This window comes from Flavobacteriales bacterium (assembly GCA_025210805.1).
In the GTDB taxonomy this organism is placed as follows: domain Bacteria; phylum Bacteroidota; class Bacteroidia; order Flavobacteriales; family CAJXXR01; genus JAOAQX01.
Genome location: JAOAQX010000032.1, coordinates 1 through 17,198, shown reverse-complemented (window position 1 = coordinate 17,198; position 17,198 = coordinate 1). Strand labels below are relative to the sequence as shown.

19 protein-coding genes are annotated in these 17,198 nt (G+C 33.5%); 9 read left to right on the top strand and 10 right to left on the bottom strand.

Going from position 1 to position 17,198, the window contains the following annotated elements:
* Positions 1 to 47 precede the first annotated feature (47 nt).
* Genes plsY through idi form a run of 4 tightly spaced genes read left to right on the top strand, consistent with a single transcriptional unit; the run spans position 48 to position 2,240 of the window.
* Entirely contained in the window at positions 48 to 641 is a 594-nt protein-coding gene (plsY, locus tag N4A45_12350; GenBank protein MCT4666011.1) for a glycerol-3-phosphate 1-O-acyltransferase PlsY, read from the top strand.
* 1 nt (position 642) lies between these two features.
* Positions 643 to 1,026 carry a hypothetical protein gene (locus tag N4A45_12345; GenBank protein MCT4666010.1) on the top strand — a complete coding sequence of 128 codons (384 nt, stop codon included), beginning with the start codon at positions 643 to 645 and terminating at the stop codon, positions 1,024 to 1,026.
* Entirely contained in the window at positions 1,016 to 1,732 is a 717-nt protein-coding gene (locus tag N4A45_12340; protein ID MCT4666009.1) for a LytTR family DNA-binding domain-containing protein, read from the top strand. Before N4A45_12345 ends, N4A45_12340 begins: the two co-directional genes overlap by 11 nt.
* Before the next feature lie 4 nt (positions 1,733 to 1,736).
* On the top strand, positions 1,737 to 2,240 hold the full coding sequence (gene idi / locus N4A45_12335) for an isopentenyl-diphosphate Delta-isomerase (GenBank protein ID MCT4666008.1): 504 nt from the start codon (positions 1,737 to 1,739) through the stop codon (positions 2,238 to 2,240).
* A 6-nt stretch (positions 2,241 to 2,246) separates the two neighbouring features.
* On the opposite strand, the gene N4A45_12330 is transcribed toward idi, so the two are convergent.
* Positions 2,247 to 4,058 (bottom strand): SH3 domain-containing protein, encoded by a 1,812-nt coding sequence (locus tag N4A45_12330; protein MCT4666007.1) that lies wholly within the window; start codon positions 4,056 to 4,058, stop codon positions 2,247 to 2,249.
* A gap of 388 nt (positions 4,059 to 4,446) precedes the next feature.
* Here N4A45_12330 and N4A45_12325 point away from each other — a divergent pair, with 388 nt between their 5' ends.
* Positions 4,447 to 4,767 carry a septum formation initiator family protein gene (locus N4A45_12325; GenBank protein ID MCT4666006.1) on the top strand — a complete coding sequence of 107 codons (321 nt, stop codon included), beginning with the start codon at positions 4,447 to 4,449 and terminating at the stop codon, positions 4,765 to 4,767.
* A 2-nt stretch (positions 4,768 to 4,769) separates the two neighbouring features.
* Entirely contained in the window at positions 4,770 to 5,660 is an 891-nt protein-coding gene (locus tag N4A45_12320; protein MCT4666005.1) for a tyrosine recombinase XerC, read from the top strand.
* Positions 5,661 to 5,673: 13 nt separating this feature from the next.
* Here N4A45_12320 and N4A45_12315 read toward each other — a convergent pair whose 3' ends face one another.
* The 5 genes from N4A45_12315 to N4A45_12295 form a co-directional block, all read right to left on the bottom strand.
* Positions 5,674 to 6,216, bottom strand: coding sequence for a hypothetical protein (locus N4A45_12315; protein ID MCT4666004.1), 543 nt, complete (start codon positions 6,214 to 6,216; stop codon positions 5,674 to 5,676).
* A gap of 67 nt (positions 6,217 to 6,283) precedes the next feature.
* Positions 6,284 to 6,613: a thioredoxin family protein gene (locus tag N4A45_12310; GenBank protein MCT4666003.1), complete on the bottom strand. Its 330-nt coding sequence runs from the start codon at positions 6,611 to 6,613 to the stop codon at positions 6,284 to 6,286.
* 100 nt (positions 6,614 to 6,713) lie between these two features.
* A complete protein-coding gene (locus tag N4A45_12305) occupies positions 6,714 to 7,190 on the bottom strand; it encodes a PD-(D/E)XK nuclease family transposase (GenBank protein ID MCT4666002.1) in 477 nt (158 codons plus the stop codon).
* Entirely contained in the window at positions 7,177 to 7,683 is a 507-nt protein-coding gene (locus N4A45_12300) for an Rpn family recombination-promoting nuclease/putative transposase (GenBank protein MCT4666001.1), read from the bottom strand. Before N4A45_12300 ends, N4A45_12305 begins: the two co-directional genes overlap by 14 nt.
* Positions 7,684 to 7,719: 36 nt before the next feature.
* The gene (locus N4A45_12295) at positions 7,720 to 8,784 is read right to left on the bottom strand and encodes a HesA/MoeB/ThiF family protein (protein ID MCT4666000.1); all 1,065 of its coding nucleotides are present in this window, start codon (positions 8,782 to 8,784) and stop codon (positions 7,720 to 7,722) included.
* A 422-nt stretch (positions 8,785 to 9,206) separates the two neighbouring features.
* Here N4A45_12295 and N4A45_12290 point away from each other — a divergent pair, with 422 nt between their 5' ends.
* Positions 9,207 to 10,187, top strand: a complete 981-nt coding sequence (locus N4A45_12290; protein MCT4665999.1) for a ribonucleotide-diphosphate reductase subunit beta — start codon at positions 9,207 to 9,209, stop codon at positions 10,185 to 10,187.
* Between the two features lie 30 nt (positions 10,188 to 10,217).
* Positions 10,218 to 11,885 (top strand): ribonucleoside-diphosphate reductase subunit alpha, encoded by a 1,668-nt coding sequence (locus N4A45_12285; GenBank protein MCT4665998.1) that lies wholly within the window; start codon positions 10,218 to 10,220, stop codon positions 11,883 to 11,885.
* A 144-nt stretch (positions 11,886 to 12,029) separates the two neighbouring features.
* On the opposite strand, the gene N4A45_12280 is transcribed toward N4A45_12285, so the two are convergent.
* The 4 genes from N4A45_12280 to bioB form a co-directional block, all read right to left on the bottom strand.
* A complete protein-coding gene (locus N4A45_12280; protein ID MCT4665997.1) occupies positions 12,030 to 12,977 on the bottom strand; it encodes a peptidylprolyl isomerase in 948 nt (315 codons plus the stop codon).
* A 90-nt stretch (positions 12,978 to 13,067) separates the two neighbouring features.
* The gene (locus N4A45_12275) at positions 13,068 to 14,255 is read right to left on the bottom strand and encodes a peptidylprolyl isomerase (GenBank protein MCT4665996.1); all 1,188 of its coding nucleotides are present in this window, start codon (positions 14,253 to 14,255) and stop codon (positions 13,068 to 13,070) included.
* A 2-nt stretch (positions 14,256 to 14,257) separates the two neighbouring features.
* Positions 14,258 to 14,788 carry an FKBP-type peptidyl-prolyl cis-trans isomerase gene (locus N4A45_12270; GenBank protein ID MCT4665995.1) on the bottom strand — a complete coding sequence of 177 codons (531 nt, stop codon included), beginning with the start codon at positions 14,786 to 14,788 and terminating at the stop codon, positions 14,258 to 14,260.
* Positions 14,789 to 14,797: 9 nt separating this feature from the next.
* On the bottom strand, positions 14,798 to 15,874 hold the full coding sequence (bioB, locus tag N4A45_12265; protein ID MCT4665994.1) for a biotin synthase BioB: 1,077 nt from the start codon (positions 15,872 to 15,874) through the stop codon (positions 14,798 to 14,800).
* A 334-nt stretch (positions 15,875 to 16,208) separates the two neighbouring features.
* Here bioB and N4A45_12260 point away from each other — a divergent pair, with 334 nt between their 5' ends.
* Positions 16,209 to 16,853 carry a hypothetical protein gene (locus N4A45_12260; protein ID MCT4665993.1) on the top strand — a complete coding sequence of 215 codons (645 nt, stop codon included), beginning with the start codon at positions 16,209 to 16,211 and terminating at the stop codon, positions 16,851 to 16,853.
* The last annotated feature ends 345 nt before the right edge of the window (positions 16,854 to 17,198 follow it).

The following is a 17,198-nucleotide window of genomic DNA, read 5'->3' as shown; positions in this document are numbered from 1 at the left end:
ATTTTCAAAACAAATTTTGTACCTTTGCTACTGCCTAGAAAAGATTTATGGAAATACTATTATTATACATTGCAGCCTATTTATTAGGATCCATTCCCACGGCAGTACTCGTCAGTAAAAAGTTTTATGGTTTAGATGTAAGAGATTATGGAAGCGGAAACGCTGGAGCAACAAACACCATTAGGGTTTTAGGAACAAAAGCTGGTGTGAGTGTTCTTATTTTTGATATTCTTAAAGCATTTGCAGCCGTTAAATTGGCTTGGCTTATGGGAGATGAAAACACAACGCTCTTAAAATTAGGTTTAGGAATTACTGCAGTCTTTGGTCATATTTTCCCTGTCTTTGCAAAATTCAAAGGAGGCAAAGGTATTGCTAGTTTGTTAGGATTCTTACTCGCAGTATATCCATTGGCAGCCTTATTATCTATCGGGATATTCGTAATCGTATTTATATCAACTCGTTTTGTTTCACTTAGCTCAATCTTTGGTGCGTTTTCACTTCCTTTTTGGATGATCGCACTAGGTATTAAAGACAGAGAATCCCTTATCTTCGGGATCATTATCAGCTGTCTTGTTCTTATTTCTCATCAAAAAAATATAGAACGCCTAGTACGAAAAGAGGAGAGCAAAATCAAATTATAAATTGAAAACATCTATTAATAAATTCAATCAAAATGCCTCTTTGTCAAATGATTTTTTAGCGACCTATTTTTTAGGAGCAAATGATCTTGCTGAAGAAGCTTTTCAACTATTTAAAGAATCATTAAGTGAAGAGGTTCCTATTCTGGAAAACTTGTTCCAGAAAAAAAATGGTATAGAATATGCTAAATTGTTGCATAAGTGGAGTCCTAATTTCAAAATTTTCGGACTAGACACCATATACGATCACCTAAAACGAATGGAAAAAGAGCTTAAAATCAATCCCTCATATATTGTTTCTAAAATAGAACATAATAAGGTGGTTGAAATGATAAAAACAGGTGTTATAGAAGTAGAATTTATTTTAAACCAATCCAATGAAAACTAATCTTGATATTATTGTAGTTGATGATAATGAAGTTGCACAAAAACAACTCATTTCTATGTTATCAACAATAGAAAATTGCAATATTGTTGAAACTTTCACAAACCCTTTAAAAGCCATAGAATTTGTAAAATCAAATTCTTGTGATGTGGTTTTTTTAGATATCGAAATGCCAGAACTATCGGGAATAGAACTCGTACAATCAATGCGTGCTCATTTACCACAAGTAGTATTTTATACCTCAAATCCTGAGTATGCTTTGGAATGCTATGATTATAATGTTACAGACTTTCTAAAAAAGCCCGTAACCCTTCCAAGACTTCTCAGCTGTATTGATAGAATTGAGGACAAGAAAAAAATCATTGAATCGGCAGTAAAAACTGATAAAAGCGAGATAAACTCTCTTTTTATTAAAACAGATTCAAGATATGTAAAGCTCGATTTTGATGAAATTCTCTATGTAGAAGCCAGTGGTGATTATGTTGTTTTTAAAACCACAGAGCGTTCTTATATTGTACACTCTACCATGAAGAATATTGGAAACAATCTTCCTAAAGAACACTTTATCAAGGTTCACAGATCTTATATTGTAAATAAAGATAAAATTGTGGATATTGAGGATATGAGTTTAATGATTGGAAGAAAAGTAATTCCTATTTCACGTTCTCAACGAGAACCTCTTATGAATTCTCTCAATCTTTTGAAATAAAAAAATGGTTATACTTGTTGACAAACAAGACAAAGAACTTGGAACGATGGAGAAACTAAAAGCGCATGAGCTTGGTTTACTCCATCGTGCTTTTTCGGTGTTTCTGTTTAATTCTAAGGGTGAAATGCTTTTACAAAAACGAGCAAAAGAAAAATACCATTCTGGAGGATTGTGGACAAACAGTTGCTGTAGTCATCAATTACCTAATGAAAGCTCAGAGAAAGCTGGAATTAGAAGACTCAAAGAAGAAATCGGAATTGAAATTTCAACATTGGAAACTAAAGGACACCTTCTTTATAAAACCGAATTTGAGAACGGTCTTGCAGAACATGAATACGATCATATTCTCTTCGGATTTACCGATGAAGAGCCTATTTTGAACCCAGAAGAAGCAGAAGCATTCCGCTATATCTCCACTTCTGATCTCTTAATAGAAATAAAAGAAAAACCAGAAGTTTTCACTTTCTGGTTTAAAGAAATTATCAAAAAATATCCTGAGATTTTCTAGAGGAAACTACTTTGCTTCAAGGTAGTTTATTTTTTCTTTCTGATACTCCTTGATTAACCAGTAACTAGTATCATCAGCATATTTAAAATTCTTCATATTGAGCCATTCAGTCTTTAACAAGAATAACTCATTAAGACTACTATCCCATTCAAAATCATACCGTTTATACCCGTTATCTTTCACCTTGACAGAGGCACACCCCAAACAATTTTCCCAATAGGGAATTTCAAAAATCACTAAATCATCTTTAACAGAAGCTCTAAACGCTCCGAATCCCTTTTTTAGAATTTTGGAATTCTCACCAAATACCTCAAACTTCCCATTTTCATTTTGAAGGTATACTCCAATAATTCCATCATCAGACGTATATTGCCAATCAACAACCTTTTTAAGTTTTCTACGAAAACTGGCAACAAAATCTTTTCTACCATCCTTGTTGACATCTATCTTAAAATAATTATCTACCACCCAATTGTTCGTTTTTGCTCGCTGATAAATAAAATCAAAATCGCCAGGGTTTTCAACCATCTTTTCTCCTGTCCATTTATACTGTTTACTTTTAGCATTATAAGAAAAATAGGTATCAAATACATCTACCCTTTGTGAAAAAAAATCTTCTCCTTCAATAGATGAAAAAGTTAGAATATTTTCCTTCAGGTGGTTTTCAGAAAAAGTTCCATATCCTCCATCACCCATGGAAGTATTGTGAAATAGAAAACGAAGTTTGTTTCCTGCCCTGGCAATATAAACATCCCCTGACTCCTTTCCACAAGCTTCTCCAAAATATTGTAGTTTGAGTATTCTATCCACATTTTTTAATTTTGGTGTAGAAACCTCTGAAATACGTTCGGGAAAAAATCTATTTTTTTCCATATAAGAATAGGTATCCACTACTTTTCCTTTATTCAACAAATAGACATTTCTTGAGGTAATCTTATAAGCTATTCCTTCATCATAAATACTTTTAAAATAAACCAGAGGCTTCTCTAACAAATGATTCCAAACAAAGGCTTTTTCATTGTTAAAATTCACAGGAAACCAATAACCGCTCTTCCCAGCTATCGTGTCTTGTACTATTTTCACTTTTGGAAAAGATTCAAGGGAATCCCCATGATTTAACTGAACAACAACTTCTGAATCCAAATTTGGTTCTTTCCTAATATTCACTTTATCACCAATAATCCACCATTTGTTAACTAGGTATCCTGAAGGAATATTTTTATTATACAAGAGTTTTTTATTGTTTTGAAAAGTCAACTTGCCATTTTCTAAAACATAAGTATAATGTTCCATTTTCTTTTCACCTTTGTTATAATACATAAAATACAAAACGGATTTATTTGGATAGTCTTTCAAATCTTGAAAATAATAAACCGTATAATCTTTCTGTTCTTTATTCACCCATGAAAAGTCTTGTACAAAATCAAATAAGTTTTTTTTATCATCCATGATCACAAACCTAAAAGAACGATTATTGTCAAGTTTTTTAATTAATAAAGTCTCTCGATTTTGCATAAAAAAAGTATTATCAGAATTAGTTTCATTCCAAATATATCCCTCAACACCTTCATGTTTTATCGGCAACCAGTAAGATTTAATACCATCAATGGTGTCTGAAACATATCTTCCATTAGGCACAAAAACAATTTTATCACCTTGATGCATTTTACCAATTATTGATGCGTTAAGTCTAGGAAATTCGTGGATATTCACAACGGAATCTATAATTAAATTCCGTATCCGAAACTCAGAAACACCTTGAGCTTGAGAATATAAAAAGCTAAAAAAGAAAAAAAGAAAAAACGGATACTTCATCATCAATGTATTTTTTTTATAAAACTACTAATTGTGTGCTAAATTAAAAAATTAAGTACCTTGTTAATGTTGTTACCTTTCTAAAAAATGTTTATACAATACCGATTACTTACTAACACTTCTCGTTCACTCCTCGTTCTTCTCACTGCGTTCATGGTTGATTTTCAGCATCTATTAGTATTACATGGTAAATAAACGAACACCACAAATGACATAACAAGTGAGTAATCAGTATGAATGAACATTTAGCAAGTAATCTATATAATTCAAACAAAACCTTTACCTTTGTATTTAGTAAAAACAAAAGTTCGAAACCTTTAAAGAAACTGATGTTAAAATCAGATTATCAGAATAGGTTTTGCGAATTTATTTTAATATAGTGAGCGAATAAATGATCAAGAAATTAGAAAAAATTCATCCATTTTTTCAGACTAAAGCATGGAAAATAACTACCAATAGATATGTCATTATATCTATTGCAGCAGTTATTTGGCTTTTATTTTTTGATCAAAACTCCTATTTAGCTCATCAAAAACTTAATGGTGAAATAAAAGAAATTCAAAAAGATATCGTTTATTATAAGAAACAAATAGAAAAAGATAAAAAGACCTTAAGAAATTTGGACTCTAAAAATACTTTTGAACGTATTGCAAGAGAACAATATTTAATGAAAAGACCTGAAGAAGAAGTTTTTATCCTCGAAAAAGAATAAGCATGTCCGTCATTGATGACTTTATTTACTATTTACAACTAGAAAAAGGGCTTTCTGAAAACAGCTTAAAAGCCTATCAATCTGACTTATACAAACTAGAATCATACGCCACTACTTTTGAAATGGGCGAAATACAGGATTTTGACACCGAAAAGGTTCGATCTTTTCTCTACACCCAAAGTGAAGTATTGAGCAAACGTTCTATTGCTAGAATTATCAGTTCTTTAAAGGCTTTTTATGACTATCTCCTTTTGGAAGAAATAATTATTGTAAGTCCAATGGACCAAGTGGACAGTCCTAAAATTGTAAAGAAAATTCCCGAGTTTCTTGAACTCGAAGAAGTAAACAGAATGATAGAATCTGTGGACATGGAAGATCCTAATTTCTTTAGAAACACAGCAATTTTGGAGATGTTGTATTCTTGTGGACTACGAGTTTCTGAGCTTTGCGATTTGAGTTTAAATCGTGTTTTTTTAGAAGAAGGATTTATTCAAATTATCGGAAAAGGAAACAAAGAAAGAATAGTACCTCTAAGTGATATCTTAAAAGAATCTATAGAGATCTATTTAGAAAAAGAAAGAGATATAATGGTGAGCAAAAAAGCATGTACGGAACATCTTTTTTTGAATAATAGAGGAAAAAGAATTAGCCGTATTATGGTTTTTAATATCGTAAAAAAGCAAGCAAAAAAAGTGGGGATAGAACGCAATGTTTCCCCCCATTCTTTTCGTCATTCTTTTGCTAGTCATATGGTAGAAAATGGAGCTGATCTTAGAATGGTACAAGACTTACTAGGTCATGAAAGCATTTTGACCACCGAGCTATATTCTCACCTCAATAATCAATTTATTAAGCAAGATATCCTTTCTAAACATCCAAGAGCCAATAAATAAATCTTGGTGATTTTTATTTTTTTGATTCTGTTTTACGAATGCTTAAAATTGGATTTTCTTGTGCCGTTACTGTACTTTCACAAGAACCTGTGGTGCTTTCACAATAGTATCCTTCTTTAGAAAGACTTATCATGCAATTTACAGAATTACTATCAGCGGGTTTACAATAGCCCATACTTGCATACATTTGTTTTCCTCCTAAATCATGATCTGCCTCATAAAGCTTATTCTGAAATTTTATGAGTTTAACACCCAATGGGATTCCACTATTGGTTTTTGCTACTAATAGAAATGAAGAATCGAATGCTTTAATTTGCATAGTTTCAGGTAAAATTTGGGATGAAAAATGAACTCTCTCTATAGGATCATTATCCATATCTCGAATATTTTTCGACCAATAATTCGCGACTGTCTCCCTTTCAATTAGTAAAAACTCACTGCCTTTTATTTCTGCAATAGGAGCATCAAAATAGGGCTTTTCTACATCTGAAGAAAGGCTACAGGACAGTATACTTAAAGAAAAAATTATCAAACTAATTTTCAAAAAATTGATCATAATATTTGTTATTTATCATTTATTTATGATGCAATATACAAATTTTCTTTCAAAGATAATTCAAGAGTTAATCGAACATTAAGGTTTGATAACGAGCAATTTCAGACTCTAATTCTAGCAAACTAAAATTTCTAGATTTACGAATGGTTTCTTTCCCGTCTAGAAAAACTAACAAACTAGGAACCACAAAAATTTGATGCTTTGCAAATAGTTCTTGATGTACTGTTTGCATTAGACTATAGAGTTTAAATTGGGGGTATTTTTCTTTGAGTAAAACATCAAGTTTTGGAGCAACTGCCTCACCTACAGAACAGGTGCCATCAGAAAAATAAAGTACAATTGCTCTTTCCTCTTTTAGCAAATTCTCTAAATGTTGTTGATCTTTAATATAGTTCATCCGTCTTTTTTTGCAAAAGTACAGAAGAATCTATTAGAAATATGGAATGTTTGGCACTTTAATAAAGGAAAACTACGTTGATACAATAATGAGCAAACTACTAATTTTCACGTTCTTTAATCAAAAGAATCTCTTCTTCGCTTAAACCTGTTATTTGAGCAATAGTAGCAATATTAATCCCTATCTCAAGAGATTGTCTAACAATTTCTATATTCTTTTGCTCAACTCCCTTTTCAATTCCTTGCTCTATTCCCTTTTCGATTCCTTGCTCTATTCCTTGTTCTATTCCTTGTTCGATTCCTTGCTCAAAACCGTCATCATAACCATCTTCAAAGCCATCCTCAAAACTAGTATCGAGTACATTTTGCATATCTCTATAATATTTCAAGCTTCCTTCGTATGAATCAAACTCTTTTCTACTCATTTTTGCGATTTCTGCGGTTTCAAATAATTTTTCAAAAATAGATTCTCTAAGTGAATCAGGAATTCGATGTAATTTGTTTAGATTCTTAAGTACAAATAACCATTTCTCAAATCGTGTTTTTAATTCTTCAACACTTTTTTCAAATTTTGGCATCTCCAAATAAATGAAAGTCAATTTTTTTATAAAATACCTTTTTTGTATCAACATCCATCAACTGAACATCGTATCTGTATTTATCATCACTTCCAAATTCATCATCAAACACAAAATCCAAAATTCCGATAGTGTAAACGGCTTTAAGTTCAAAATTCCAAGTAGATTTTGGAGCTTGCTCCCTTATTGGGAAAGTTGAATAAAAAACGCTTCGGTCCTTAAAAAATTTTTGTTTGGCTTTTTGGAGCTCAACAATAAATTTCTCACCTTTTTCGTTTTCACAATAAATGTCAAAGATAGCTTTTCGATCAATCGCTGTTGCTCCAAGGTGCTCATTTTTCAAATAACTCAATTCTACAATTTGACCTTCCCTATCCCTCAGTAGCTCGTTGAGGAAATCTAATAGTAAATCCTTATTAGGCTCTTCTCCAAAAAGACGCTTGAAGCCATAATCCGTAAATGGGTTAATATATTTTTCTTGAAAACCTGTCATTGTAAGTAGTATGAAAACTCAACAAAATTACAAAAACTAATTCAATTTCAATTTATTAGGCAGTACATCTAGACCGAATTTTAAGTTTATCAAATTTCTTAAATTAAAATTTTCCAAGACCTCAATAGCTCGGAGACTTCGAATACCTTTTTCGCAGAAAACTAATATCTGTTGATCTCGTGGAAGCTCCATTGTTCTCTTATCCAGCTGAGACAACGGAATGTTCACTGCTCCTAATATTTTTGGAAATTCATCCTTTTCCCTTACATCCAACAAAAACATATTTTCACAAGAGACATCCCAGTTACTTTTATTCTGAAAAGAAGTTGCCCTGCAAGAATATTCAAATATTCGTTCTTTGAAAGGTTGAGAATCATTCAATACACTATTTATTATATACTCATCTTTTTCAATACACCATTTTTGCACATTCATTGAAAGTGTATCGATTGTTATAAAAGCACCTGACAAAACATTTCCTATCTGTAAAATTATTTTGAGTACTTCATTTGCTTGCCAAGTTCCTAAAATACCAGGAAGTACACCCAAAACGCCAAGCTCTTGGCAAGATGGAGCATCTTCTGGCTTTGGCGGTTCAGGGAAAAGACAACGATAACTGGGGCCATTCTGGTAATTAAACACCGACAATTGACCCGAAAATTTTTGAATGGAAGCACTCACCAGAGGTTTCCCTGTAATGAGAGACGCATCATTTATCATATACCGACTGGAGAAATTATCTGTTCCATCCACAATGATATCAAACTGAGTAAAAATCTCCAAAGCATTTTCTGGAGAAAGGAAAAAAGGGAAAATTTGATACTGGATTTCAGGATTGAGTTGTTCCAATCTCTTTTTTGCCATCTCAGCCTTATTTTTTCCAATATCCTGAGTGGAGAATAAGATTTGCCTTTGAAGATTAGAAATCGAAACTTGATCTCCATCTACAATTCCGATAGTACCAACACCCGCAGCAGAAAGATATTGTAAAACAGGACAACCTAGGCCGCCTGCTCCTATAACTAAAACCTTGGATAGTCCAATTTTTTTTTGTCCAGCAATCCCTATTTCCTCCAAGCGAATATGTCTATCGTATCTCATGAAGCAAAGTTCTCATTTTTTATCAAAAGTGCGTTTTTTTCGCACCAGAAAAGAAAACACAATACTCATCACACAATAAAACAAACCGTAGGTTTCAAGCTTAATAAATCTTCACATTATTTACTTTTTTTCGTAATTCAACTTGGAAATATCAAAGTTAATTTTTAGTAGAATAATTATCGGAAAAAACAAGCCATTTAACGTAAAAATCATTAAAAAAACTGGAATATTTCATATTACTTTGATTCTAAGCATGGAAAACATTTTTGTAAACTTTTTTACAACACAAAAAATAATAATCACTGATTATTAGTGTTTTACGATTTTTTTTTGTAAACTTTCTGAAATTTAATATTGAAAAACAACTATAATTTATCAGATTTTTTATCTTTGCTTCATCAAAAAATGCAAAGCGAAAGAGCATGAAAAATATTTTCCAAAAAAGAGTGGCATATAAGCCTTTTGAATACCCCGAAGTGTTAGACTTCATCAATCCAATCAACCAAACCTTTTGGGTGCATTCTGAAGTGGATTTTACGGGGGACGTTCAAGATTTCAAGGTAGATTTTGCAGCACACGAAAAAAACGCCGTAAAACGTACACTTTTGGCTATTGCTCAAGTGGAAGTTGCGGTAAAAACTTTTTGGGGAAATCTTTATAATCATCTTCCAAAACCAGAATTCAATGGTCTTGGTTCTACTTTTGCAGAATGTGAGTTTAGACATTCAGAGGCCTATTCTCGTTTATTGGATGTTCTAGGATTCAATGACGAATTTGAATCAGCTTTGGAGTCTGAAATTCTACAAGAACGCTTAGCTTTTCTTCAAAATAAAGATTTAGCGAAAGGCTGCGAAAATGAACAACATGCTTTTGCTCTTAATTTGGTTATCTTTTCTCTTTTGGTAGAAAATGTGTCACTTTTTAGTCAGTTTGCAACTATTTTATCCTTTACACACTTCAAAGGATCTTTAAAAAACACGAGCAATATCATTGCTTGGACTAGCAAAGATGAACAACTTCATGCCAATGCTGGAATTTATATCTTTAATGCCATCATGAAAGAGAATCCTCAATGGTTTTCAGAGGATTTTAAAAATCTTATTTATGATACAGCTAAAGAATCCATTGAACAAGAAAAGAAAATTCTTAATTGGATTTTTGAAGAAGGTAGCTTAGAACATTTGAGTAAAGAACAACTACTCAATTTTATGAAAAACCGTATAAACATTAGTCTTAAAGAAATAAACCTTGAGCCAGTGTTTGACATTGATGAAAAATTACTTTCTGAAATGAAATGGTTTGATGAAGAAGTTACAGCCAACACTCTCGACGACTTTTTCGCAAAAAGACCTGTAGAATACTCTAAGCATAACCAAGCTTTTACTGCCGACGATTTATTTTAATATTTTCCAACGATAAAATTTCCAACAACCATGTTTACACTCTCTCCAACTACAGTGAAATATCACTGGGTGAATGACGAAACTATGACCATGCTCAAGCGTGGATACCTTCTTAAAGGTGAAAATGTAGAAGATGCAGTAAAAAGAATTACTACTGCGGCTGCTAAAAACCTCAACAGAATGGACTTGCAACCAAAATTTGAATCTCTTATTGCGAATGGATGGCTCTCGCTTTCTTCTCCAGTTTGGGCAAATATGGGAACCAATAGAGGTTTACCGATCAGTTGTTTTGGATCCTATGTAGAAGACAGCATGTCTGGAATCACCAAAACACTCTCTGAGAGTATCATGATGACAAAATTTGGAGGTGGAACATCTGCCTATTTCGGTCACCTGAGAGAACGTGGAGCTCCGATAAAAAATAATGGTAAATCCTCAGGAGCAGTATCTTTTTTAAAGATGTTTGACGCCATGATAGACACTGTGAGTCAAGGAAATGTACGTAGAGGAGCTTTTGCAACTTATTTAGATATTGAACACCCAGACTGTAGTGAGTTTTTGGAAATAAAAGATATTGGAAACTCTATTCAAAACTTATTTTTTGGAGTGTGCGTTACCGATAAATGGATGAACGAAATGATTGCTGGCGATGTAGAAAAACGCTCTCTTTGGGCAAAAGTTCTCCAAAGTCGTCAAGAGAAAGGTTTACCCTATATTTTCTTTACAGATAATATAAACAACAATAAACCTGAGGTATATAAAGACAAAAGGATGCCTATTTATAACTCTAATCTTTGTTCGGAAATTGCTTTGCCTGTAAGCGAACACGAAAGTTTTGTATGCTGTCTTTCTTCTATGAATCTAGAGTTATATGACGAATGGAAAGATACAGATGCAATAGAACTATCGGTGTATTTCTTAGATGCTGTTATGGAGGAGTTTATAAACAAATCTGAAGGAGCTGAATACATGGAACGCACACACAATTTTGCAAAAAGACACCGTGCATTAGGTTTAGGAGTATTGGGTTATCATGCGTATCTACAAAAAAACAATATTGCTTTTGAAAGTTTTGAGGCAAAACAGTTTAATTCCAAAGTATTCCAAGAAATTGAACAAAAAGCCTACCGAGCATCTGAAAAATTAGCCAGAGAATATGGTGAACCAGAAATGCTAAGAGGATATGGAAGACGAAATACCACCTTAATGGCTGTAGCTCCAACAACTTCTTCATCTTCTATACTAGGACAAACTTCACCAGGGATAGAACCTTATAGCTCAAATTATTATAAAGTAGGATTAGCAAAAGGAAATTTCATTCGTAAAAACAAATTCTTGAAACAATTACTTCAAGAAAAAGGACAAAATACTGAGGAAGTTTGGGATTCTGTAATGGTCAATAACGGTTCTGTTCAGCATTTAGATTTTTTATCAGACCATGAAAAGAATGTTTTTAAAACTTTTAGAGAAATAAGTCCTCAAGAAGTCATCATTCAAGCATCTATCCGTCAAAAATACATTGACCAAACGCAATCTTTAAACCTAAACATCCCTCCTACGATGTCTCCTAAAGAGGTAAATGCACTTTTGATTGAAGCTTGGCAACTTGGAGTAAAAACTTTATACTATCAGCGTTCGTTCTCGGTAGCACAAGAAATGATCAATAAATTTAAGGAGTGTACAAGCTGTGCTGGTTAGTCCTTTATTGATTAAATGTGTTCGCTTAGGGAGGATTGAAAGGTTATACATTTGATTTTCCTTTTATAGCAAATATATTCACATAAAAAACGGTTACTTATCTATACGACAAGTAACCGTTTTCATTTGTTATAATTTCATTAACTATTTAAAATCCAATAGTTCTACTTCAAATTCTAAAGTGGCTTTTGGTGGAATGGCACCTGGATAACCTCTTTCTCCATACGCCAAGTAATAAGGAATGATTAAACGTGCTTTTTCTCCTTTTTTCATACCATCGATTCCTAGTTCCCATCCTGGAATAACCATTCCAGCACCAAGTTCTAATTCAAAAGGCTCTCTTTGAAGTGAAGAATCAAATACTTTTCCGTCATCCAACATACCTGTATAATGAACAGTAACTGTGTTACCAGACTTACAAGCATCTCCTTCACCTTCTTTTTCGATTACTTTTATTAATCCAGATTCGTGAAAATTAGCATCAGGATATTGGTCTTTGTATTTATTTACAAAATCCATCATTTCTTTTTTCAGAGCTTCTACCTCGGCATTTTGTGCCTTTTTGATGGTATTTTCAAATACTTCTTGAGCATTAAAATCTGCTGCTTCTGTTCCTACTGCTTCTATTTCTACCTTTTCGATTACATCATTTCCTGCAATGGTGTTTACCACGTCCATTCCTTCGGTAACATGACCAAAAACAGTGTGTTTACCGTCTAACCAAGGTGTTTCTACATGAGTAATAAAGAACTGTGAACCATTGGTTCCTGGACCTGCATTTGCCATTGAAAGAATTCCTGGCTTATCATGTTTTAGTTCAGCTACTATTTCATCTGGAAATTGGTATCCTGGTCCACCAGAACCACTACCTTTTGGACATCCTCCTTGAATCATAAAATCGTTGATTACTCGGTGGAATTTTAATCCATCATAGTATGGAGTTCCTTTTGGTTTTTCTGCATTTTCAATTTCACCTTTTGCAAGACCTACGAAGTTAGCAACGGTCATAGGTGTTTTTTGAAATTCTAATGAAATGGAAATTTTTCCTTTTCCTGTGTGAATATGGGCGTATAACCCGTTTTGATTTGACATTTTTTTGGTGTTATCTGTTGTTAAATATACAATAAGCCCCCTACAAAGGAGGCTTAGTTGAAGTTTATGAACCCAAACTTTAAGGTGTTTTTATTTTACATCAACAATTTCGATATCGAAGATCAATGATGAGTAAGCTGGAATTGGTCCATTATCTCTTGGTCCGTAAGCCAATTTTGATGGAATGATCAAAGTTCCTGATTCTCCATTTTTGAATAATGGAATCCCTTGCATCCATCCCATAATTACCCCACCTCTAGACATGTCTAATGGTAGTGGAGCATAAGGTCTTTGTGCATTATGAATTCCGTGCTTTTTTGCTTTTTCTTCCCAAGAAGTATCAAATACTTTTCCGTCCTTCAATTTTCCTAGGTAGTTGATTTCTACTTTTGAAGTAGGTTTAATTTCTGATCCTTTTTTGTTTGTTTTTGATTTTACATAGAAGAATCCAGATTCATGCTTTGTTGCTTTTGGATAATTTGATTTTACCCAAGTAGCCAAAGCTGCATCTTCTTCTGCAAATTTACCTTGCATTTCTTCCATTTGCTTTTTACGTGCCTCTTCAGCTTGTTTTTGCTCAGCTTCCACTTTGGATGCCAATTCCATTTTAGCTGTGTTGAAAATACTTACTGCATTTTTCACAAATTCCTTTGCAGCTTTATTTTTTGTTTCAATTTCAACTTTGATGATATTATCTCCTTGAGCAATGGTATCAACAATAGCTTGACCTTCTAAAACATGACCAAAAACAGTATGACGACCGTTTAACCATGGGGTTGCTTTATGAGTAATAAAAAATTGTGATCCATTTGTTCCTGGTCCTGCATTTGCCATAGACAATATCCCAGGCCCGTCATGCACTAGTTGAGCATCGATTTCATCAGGGAACTGGTATCCAGGATTTCCTTGCCCACTTCCTTGTGGACAACCACCTTGGATCATAAAATCTTTTATTACTCTATGGAATACTAATCCATCGTAAAAAGGAGTTCCTTTTTCTTTGTCATCATTTTCCATTTCACCTTTAGCAAGTGCTACAAAGTTAGCTACTGTCATAGGTGCTCTTTCAAACTGAAGACCTAATTTGATATCTCCTTTGTTTGTTTTAATAATAGCGTGAAGCCCTGTATCCTTAACTACTGGCTTTTTTTGCTCTTCTTTTTGCTCAATGTTTGCCGCAGCTTTTTCTACTTCTTTTAGCTTCTGATTATCTGAGTTTCCACAAGCTACAATACTTGTTGAAATCAAACCCAATGCTATTAATTTTAGGTTTTTCATTTTTAGTTTATTTTTTTGAGTTTTATAGAATACAATAATACTTGATTAGGCTTTATTCGGTTCTCATCTCCACGAGTTCCATGACCTAAATGCGAAGGTACAATTAATTTGGCAGAACTTCCTTCGCACATCTGCCCAAGTGCTTCTGTTACACCATTTACATGGTAGTCTTTATGAAAAATCACTCTTGTGGTTTCTTTTGGATAAATGGGTTTATTAAAAATATCCCTTATTTCCATTTCTACCAATAAGTAATCATCCACTTTTGGTTTCTTTTTCCCTTCACAATCTTCTTCTCCTAACTGAATTCGCAAACCTGTTGCCGTTTTTTGGTACTCCCAATGATTAATTCTCATCAAAGTATCAATAGCATTTTGCTCATATTGCGTCCTACGGATATTCTTTTTTATTAATTCTTGCTCAATAAGATCTTCTGTGGGTTGGATTCCTTGTACTGGAGCCATTTTTTTATTCTCTTCGCAAGAGCTTAGCCATAGGAAGCTAAGAAACAAAAGTGGAAGTATTTTTAACATGGTAAGTATTTATCTTTTCTTACTTGCTTCAATATTTCTCTCAATTTTATGAGCAGGGCGTGTCCATTTCAATTCCTCACGAGACGATTTTGGAATTTCTTCTTGTTTTACTTGTGGCTTATCACCTTTTTTATAAGGTTTTCTAGGCTGTAGCCCTAATATTTCAAATAATTTTAAATCCTCGTTAATATCAGGATTTGGCGTTGTAAGTAGTTTGTCTCCTGCAAAAATAGAAGCCGCTCCTGCCATAAAACACATGGCTTGTCCTTCTTGACTCATCGTTTGACGACCTGCCGAAAGGCGAATCATCGTATCGGGCATTACAATTCTTGTAGTAGCAATCATTCTTACCATATCCCAAATAGAAGTGAGCTCTTGCTCCTCTAATGGTGTTCCTTCTACAGGTACTAAAGCATTGATTGGTGTAGATTCTGGATGAGGAATCATTGTAGAAAGTGATAATAACATTCCTGCTCTATCTTCTGCAGTTTCTCCCATTCCTATAATCCCACCAGAACAGACTGTTACATTTGTTTTCCTAACGTTTTCGATCGTTTTCAAACGATCGTCATAGGCTCTTGTTGAGATAATTTCTTCATAGAAATCTTCGGATGAATCAAGATTATGATTATAAGCGTATAGCCCAGCATTTGCAAGTCTTTTAGCTTGATTCTCCGTAAGCATCCCTAAGGTACAACATACCTCTACATCTATTTTATTGAGGGTTTCTACCATTTCAACCACTTGATCGAAATCTTTTCCTTCTTTTACATTTCTCCAAGCTGCACCCATACAGATCCTTGATGAACCCGCCGCTTTTGATCGCAAAGCTTGTGCTTTTACTTGCGCAACACTCATTAAGTCATTACCCTCTATATCTGTACTGTATCTCGCTGCTTGAGGACAATACCCACAATCCTCTGGGCAACCTCCTGTTTTGATGGAGATTAATGTAGAGATTTGCACTTCTCTAGGATCATTGTATTGTCTGTGAACTGTTGCCGCTTCATAAAGTAACTCAATCAGCGGTTTGTTATATATTTCCAAGATTTCTTCCTTGGTCCAGTTATGTCTAATTTCACTCATCATTCTGTGATTTTTAAGTGCGAAAAATATACGCAAAAAGTCGAGCTAATCTACATATTTTGTTTCGAAATAAATGGGTTTTATATGCTAAAATTAATCAAATACGCTTCATCCTGTTTTAAAAACTGAAACAAAGAATTTTAAATTAAAAAAAGGAAAAATTCATCTCAATAAATATTAAACCCTAGTAGATCTAATATAAAATAGCGTTTCTATTCATTTTCTAACAAAAAAAGATAATCAACACAAAAAAACAACAATATATTAACACATTTTTTTTTATCAGCTGATTTCTTATTCATAGATTCGCCCTTTATTTTTAAAAAACTCGCAAATGAAAACAACATTACAATTCGCATTGTTCATAGCATTGCTATGTACTTATGAATCTTTTGCCCAAGTGGGTATAGGAACAGTTCAACCCCATACTTCTGCTATCTTAGAAGTAAAAAGTACCACTCAAGGTTTTGTACTTCCTAGACTATCTAATGCACAAAGAGGCACTATCAACAACCCAGCCGAGGGTTTAGTCATTTACAACACTGATGAGTCTTGCTTAAATGTCTTTAATTCCAATTCTTGGGTAAATTTATGTGGAGGCGGAAATTCGAACAACCCTAATCAAACACCAGACGCAAGTGATATCACCAACCTTAACTGTTCTACTATGCAAATAACGGCAAATATCGCAACAGTTAATACTGCATTCACTTCTACTATTTCCATTCCTTATGTAGTAGCTACTAATAATGTTGCCTATGCTGGTGGGCATGAAATTACTCCAGCTGTGGCGGGAACAACAGCTAATAATAATTTTAAATTAACCTTAAGACCAGGGAATACGGGAAGTACAGGTGTAGATACTTTCTTTTATGATCTTACAGGAACAGCCACTACCATAGGGAATGTTTCTTTTATTATCGATTTCAATGGAAACCCTGTAGGAGGTTGTGGAGTTAATATAACTGTTACGAATTAATACCATTTATCATCATTAAAAAACGAGACTCATCTTTTATGGATAGTCTCGTTTTTTTGTTTACACCTTTCGAATTATACCGTTTATGGTGTTAATTTATCCAACGGTTTTAGTTTCTTTTTACGGGATATTGCATACTGGTTCATAATCGAATTACTTTTCTTTTTTAATTTCTTTTTCGGGGTGTTTGCGTTGTGTAACATCCCCCTACCCCCTTCAAAGGGGGATGTTTCATACTGTTTCATAATCGAATTACATTTTCTTTTTTAATTTCTTTTTCGGGGTGTTTGCATTGTGTAACATCCCCCTACCCCCTTCAAAGGGGGATATTGCATACTGTTTCAT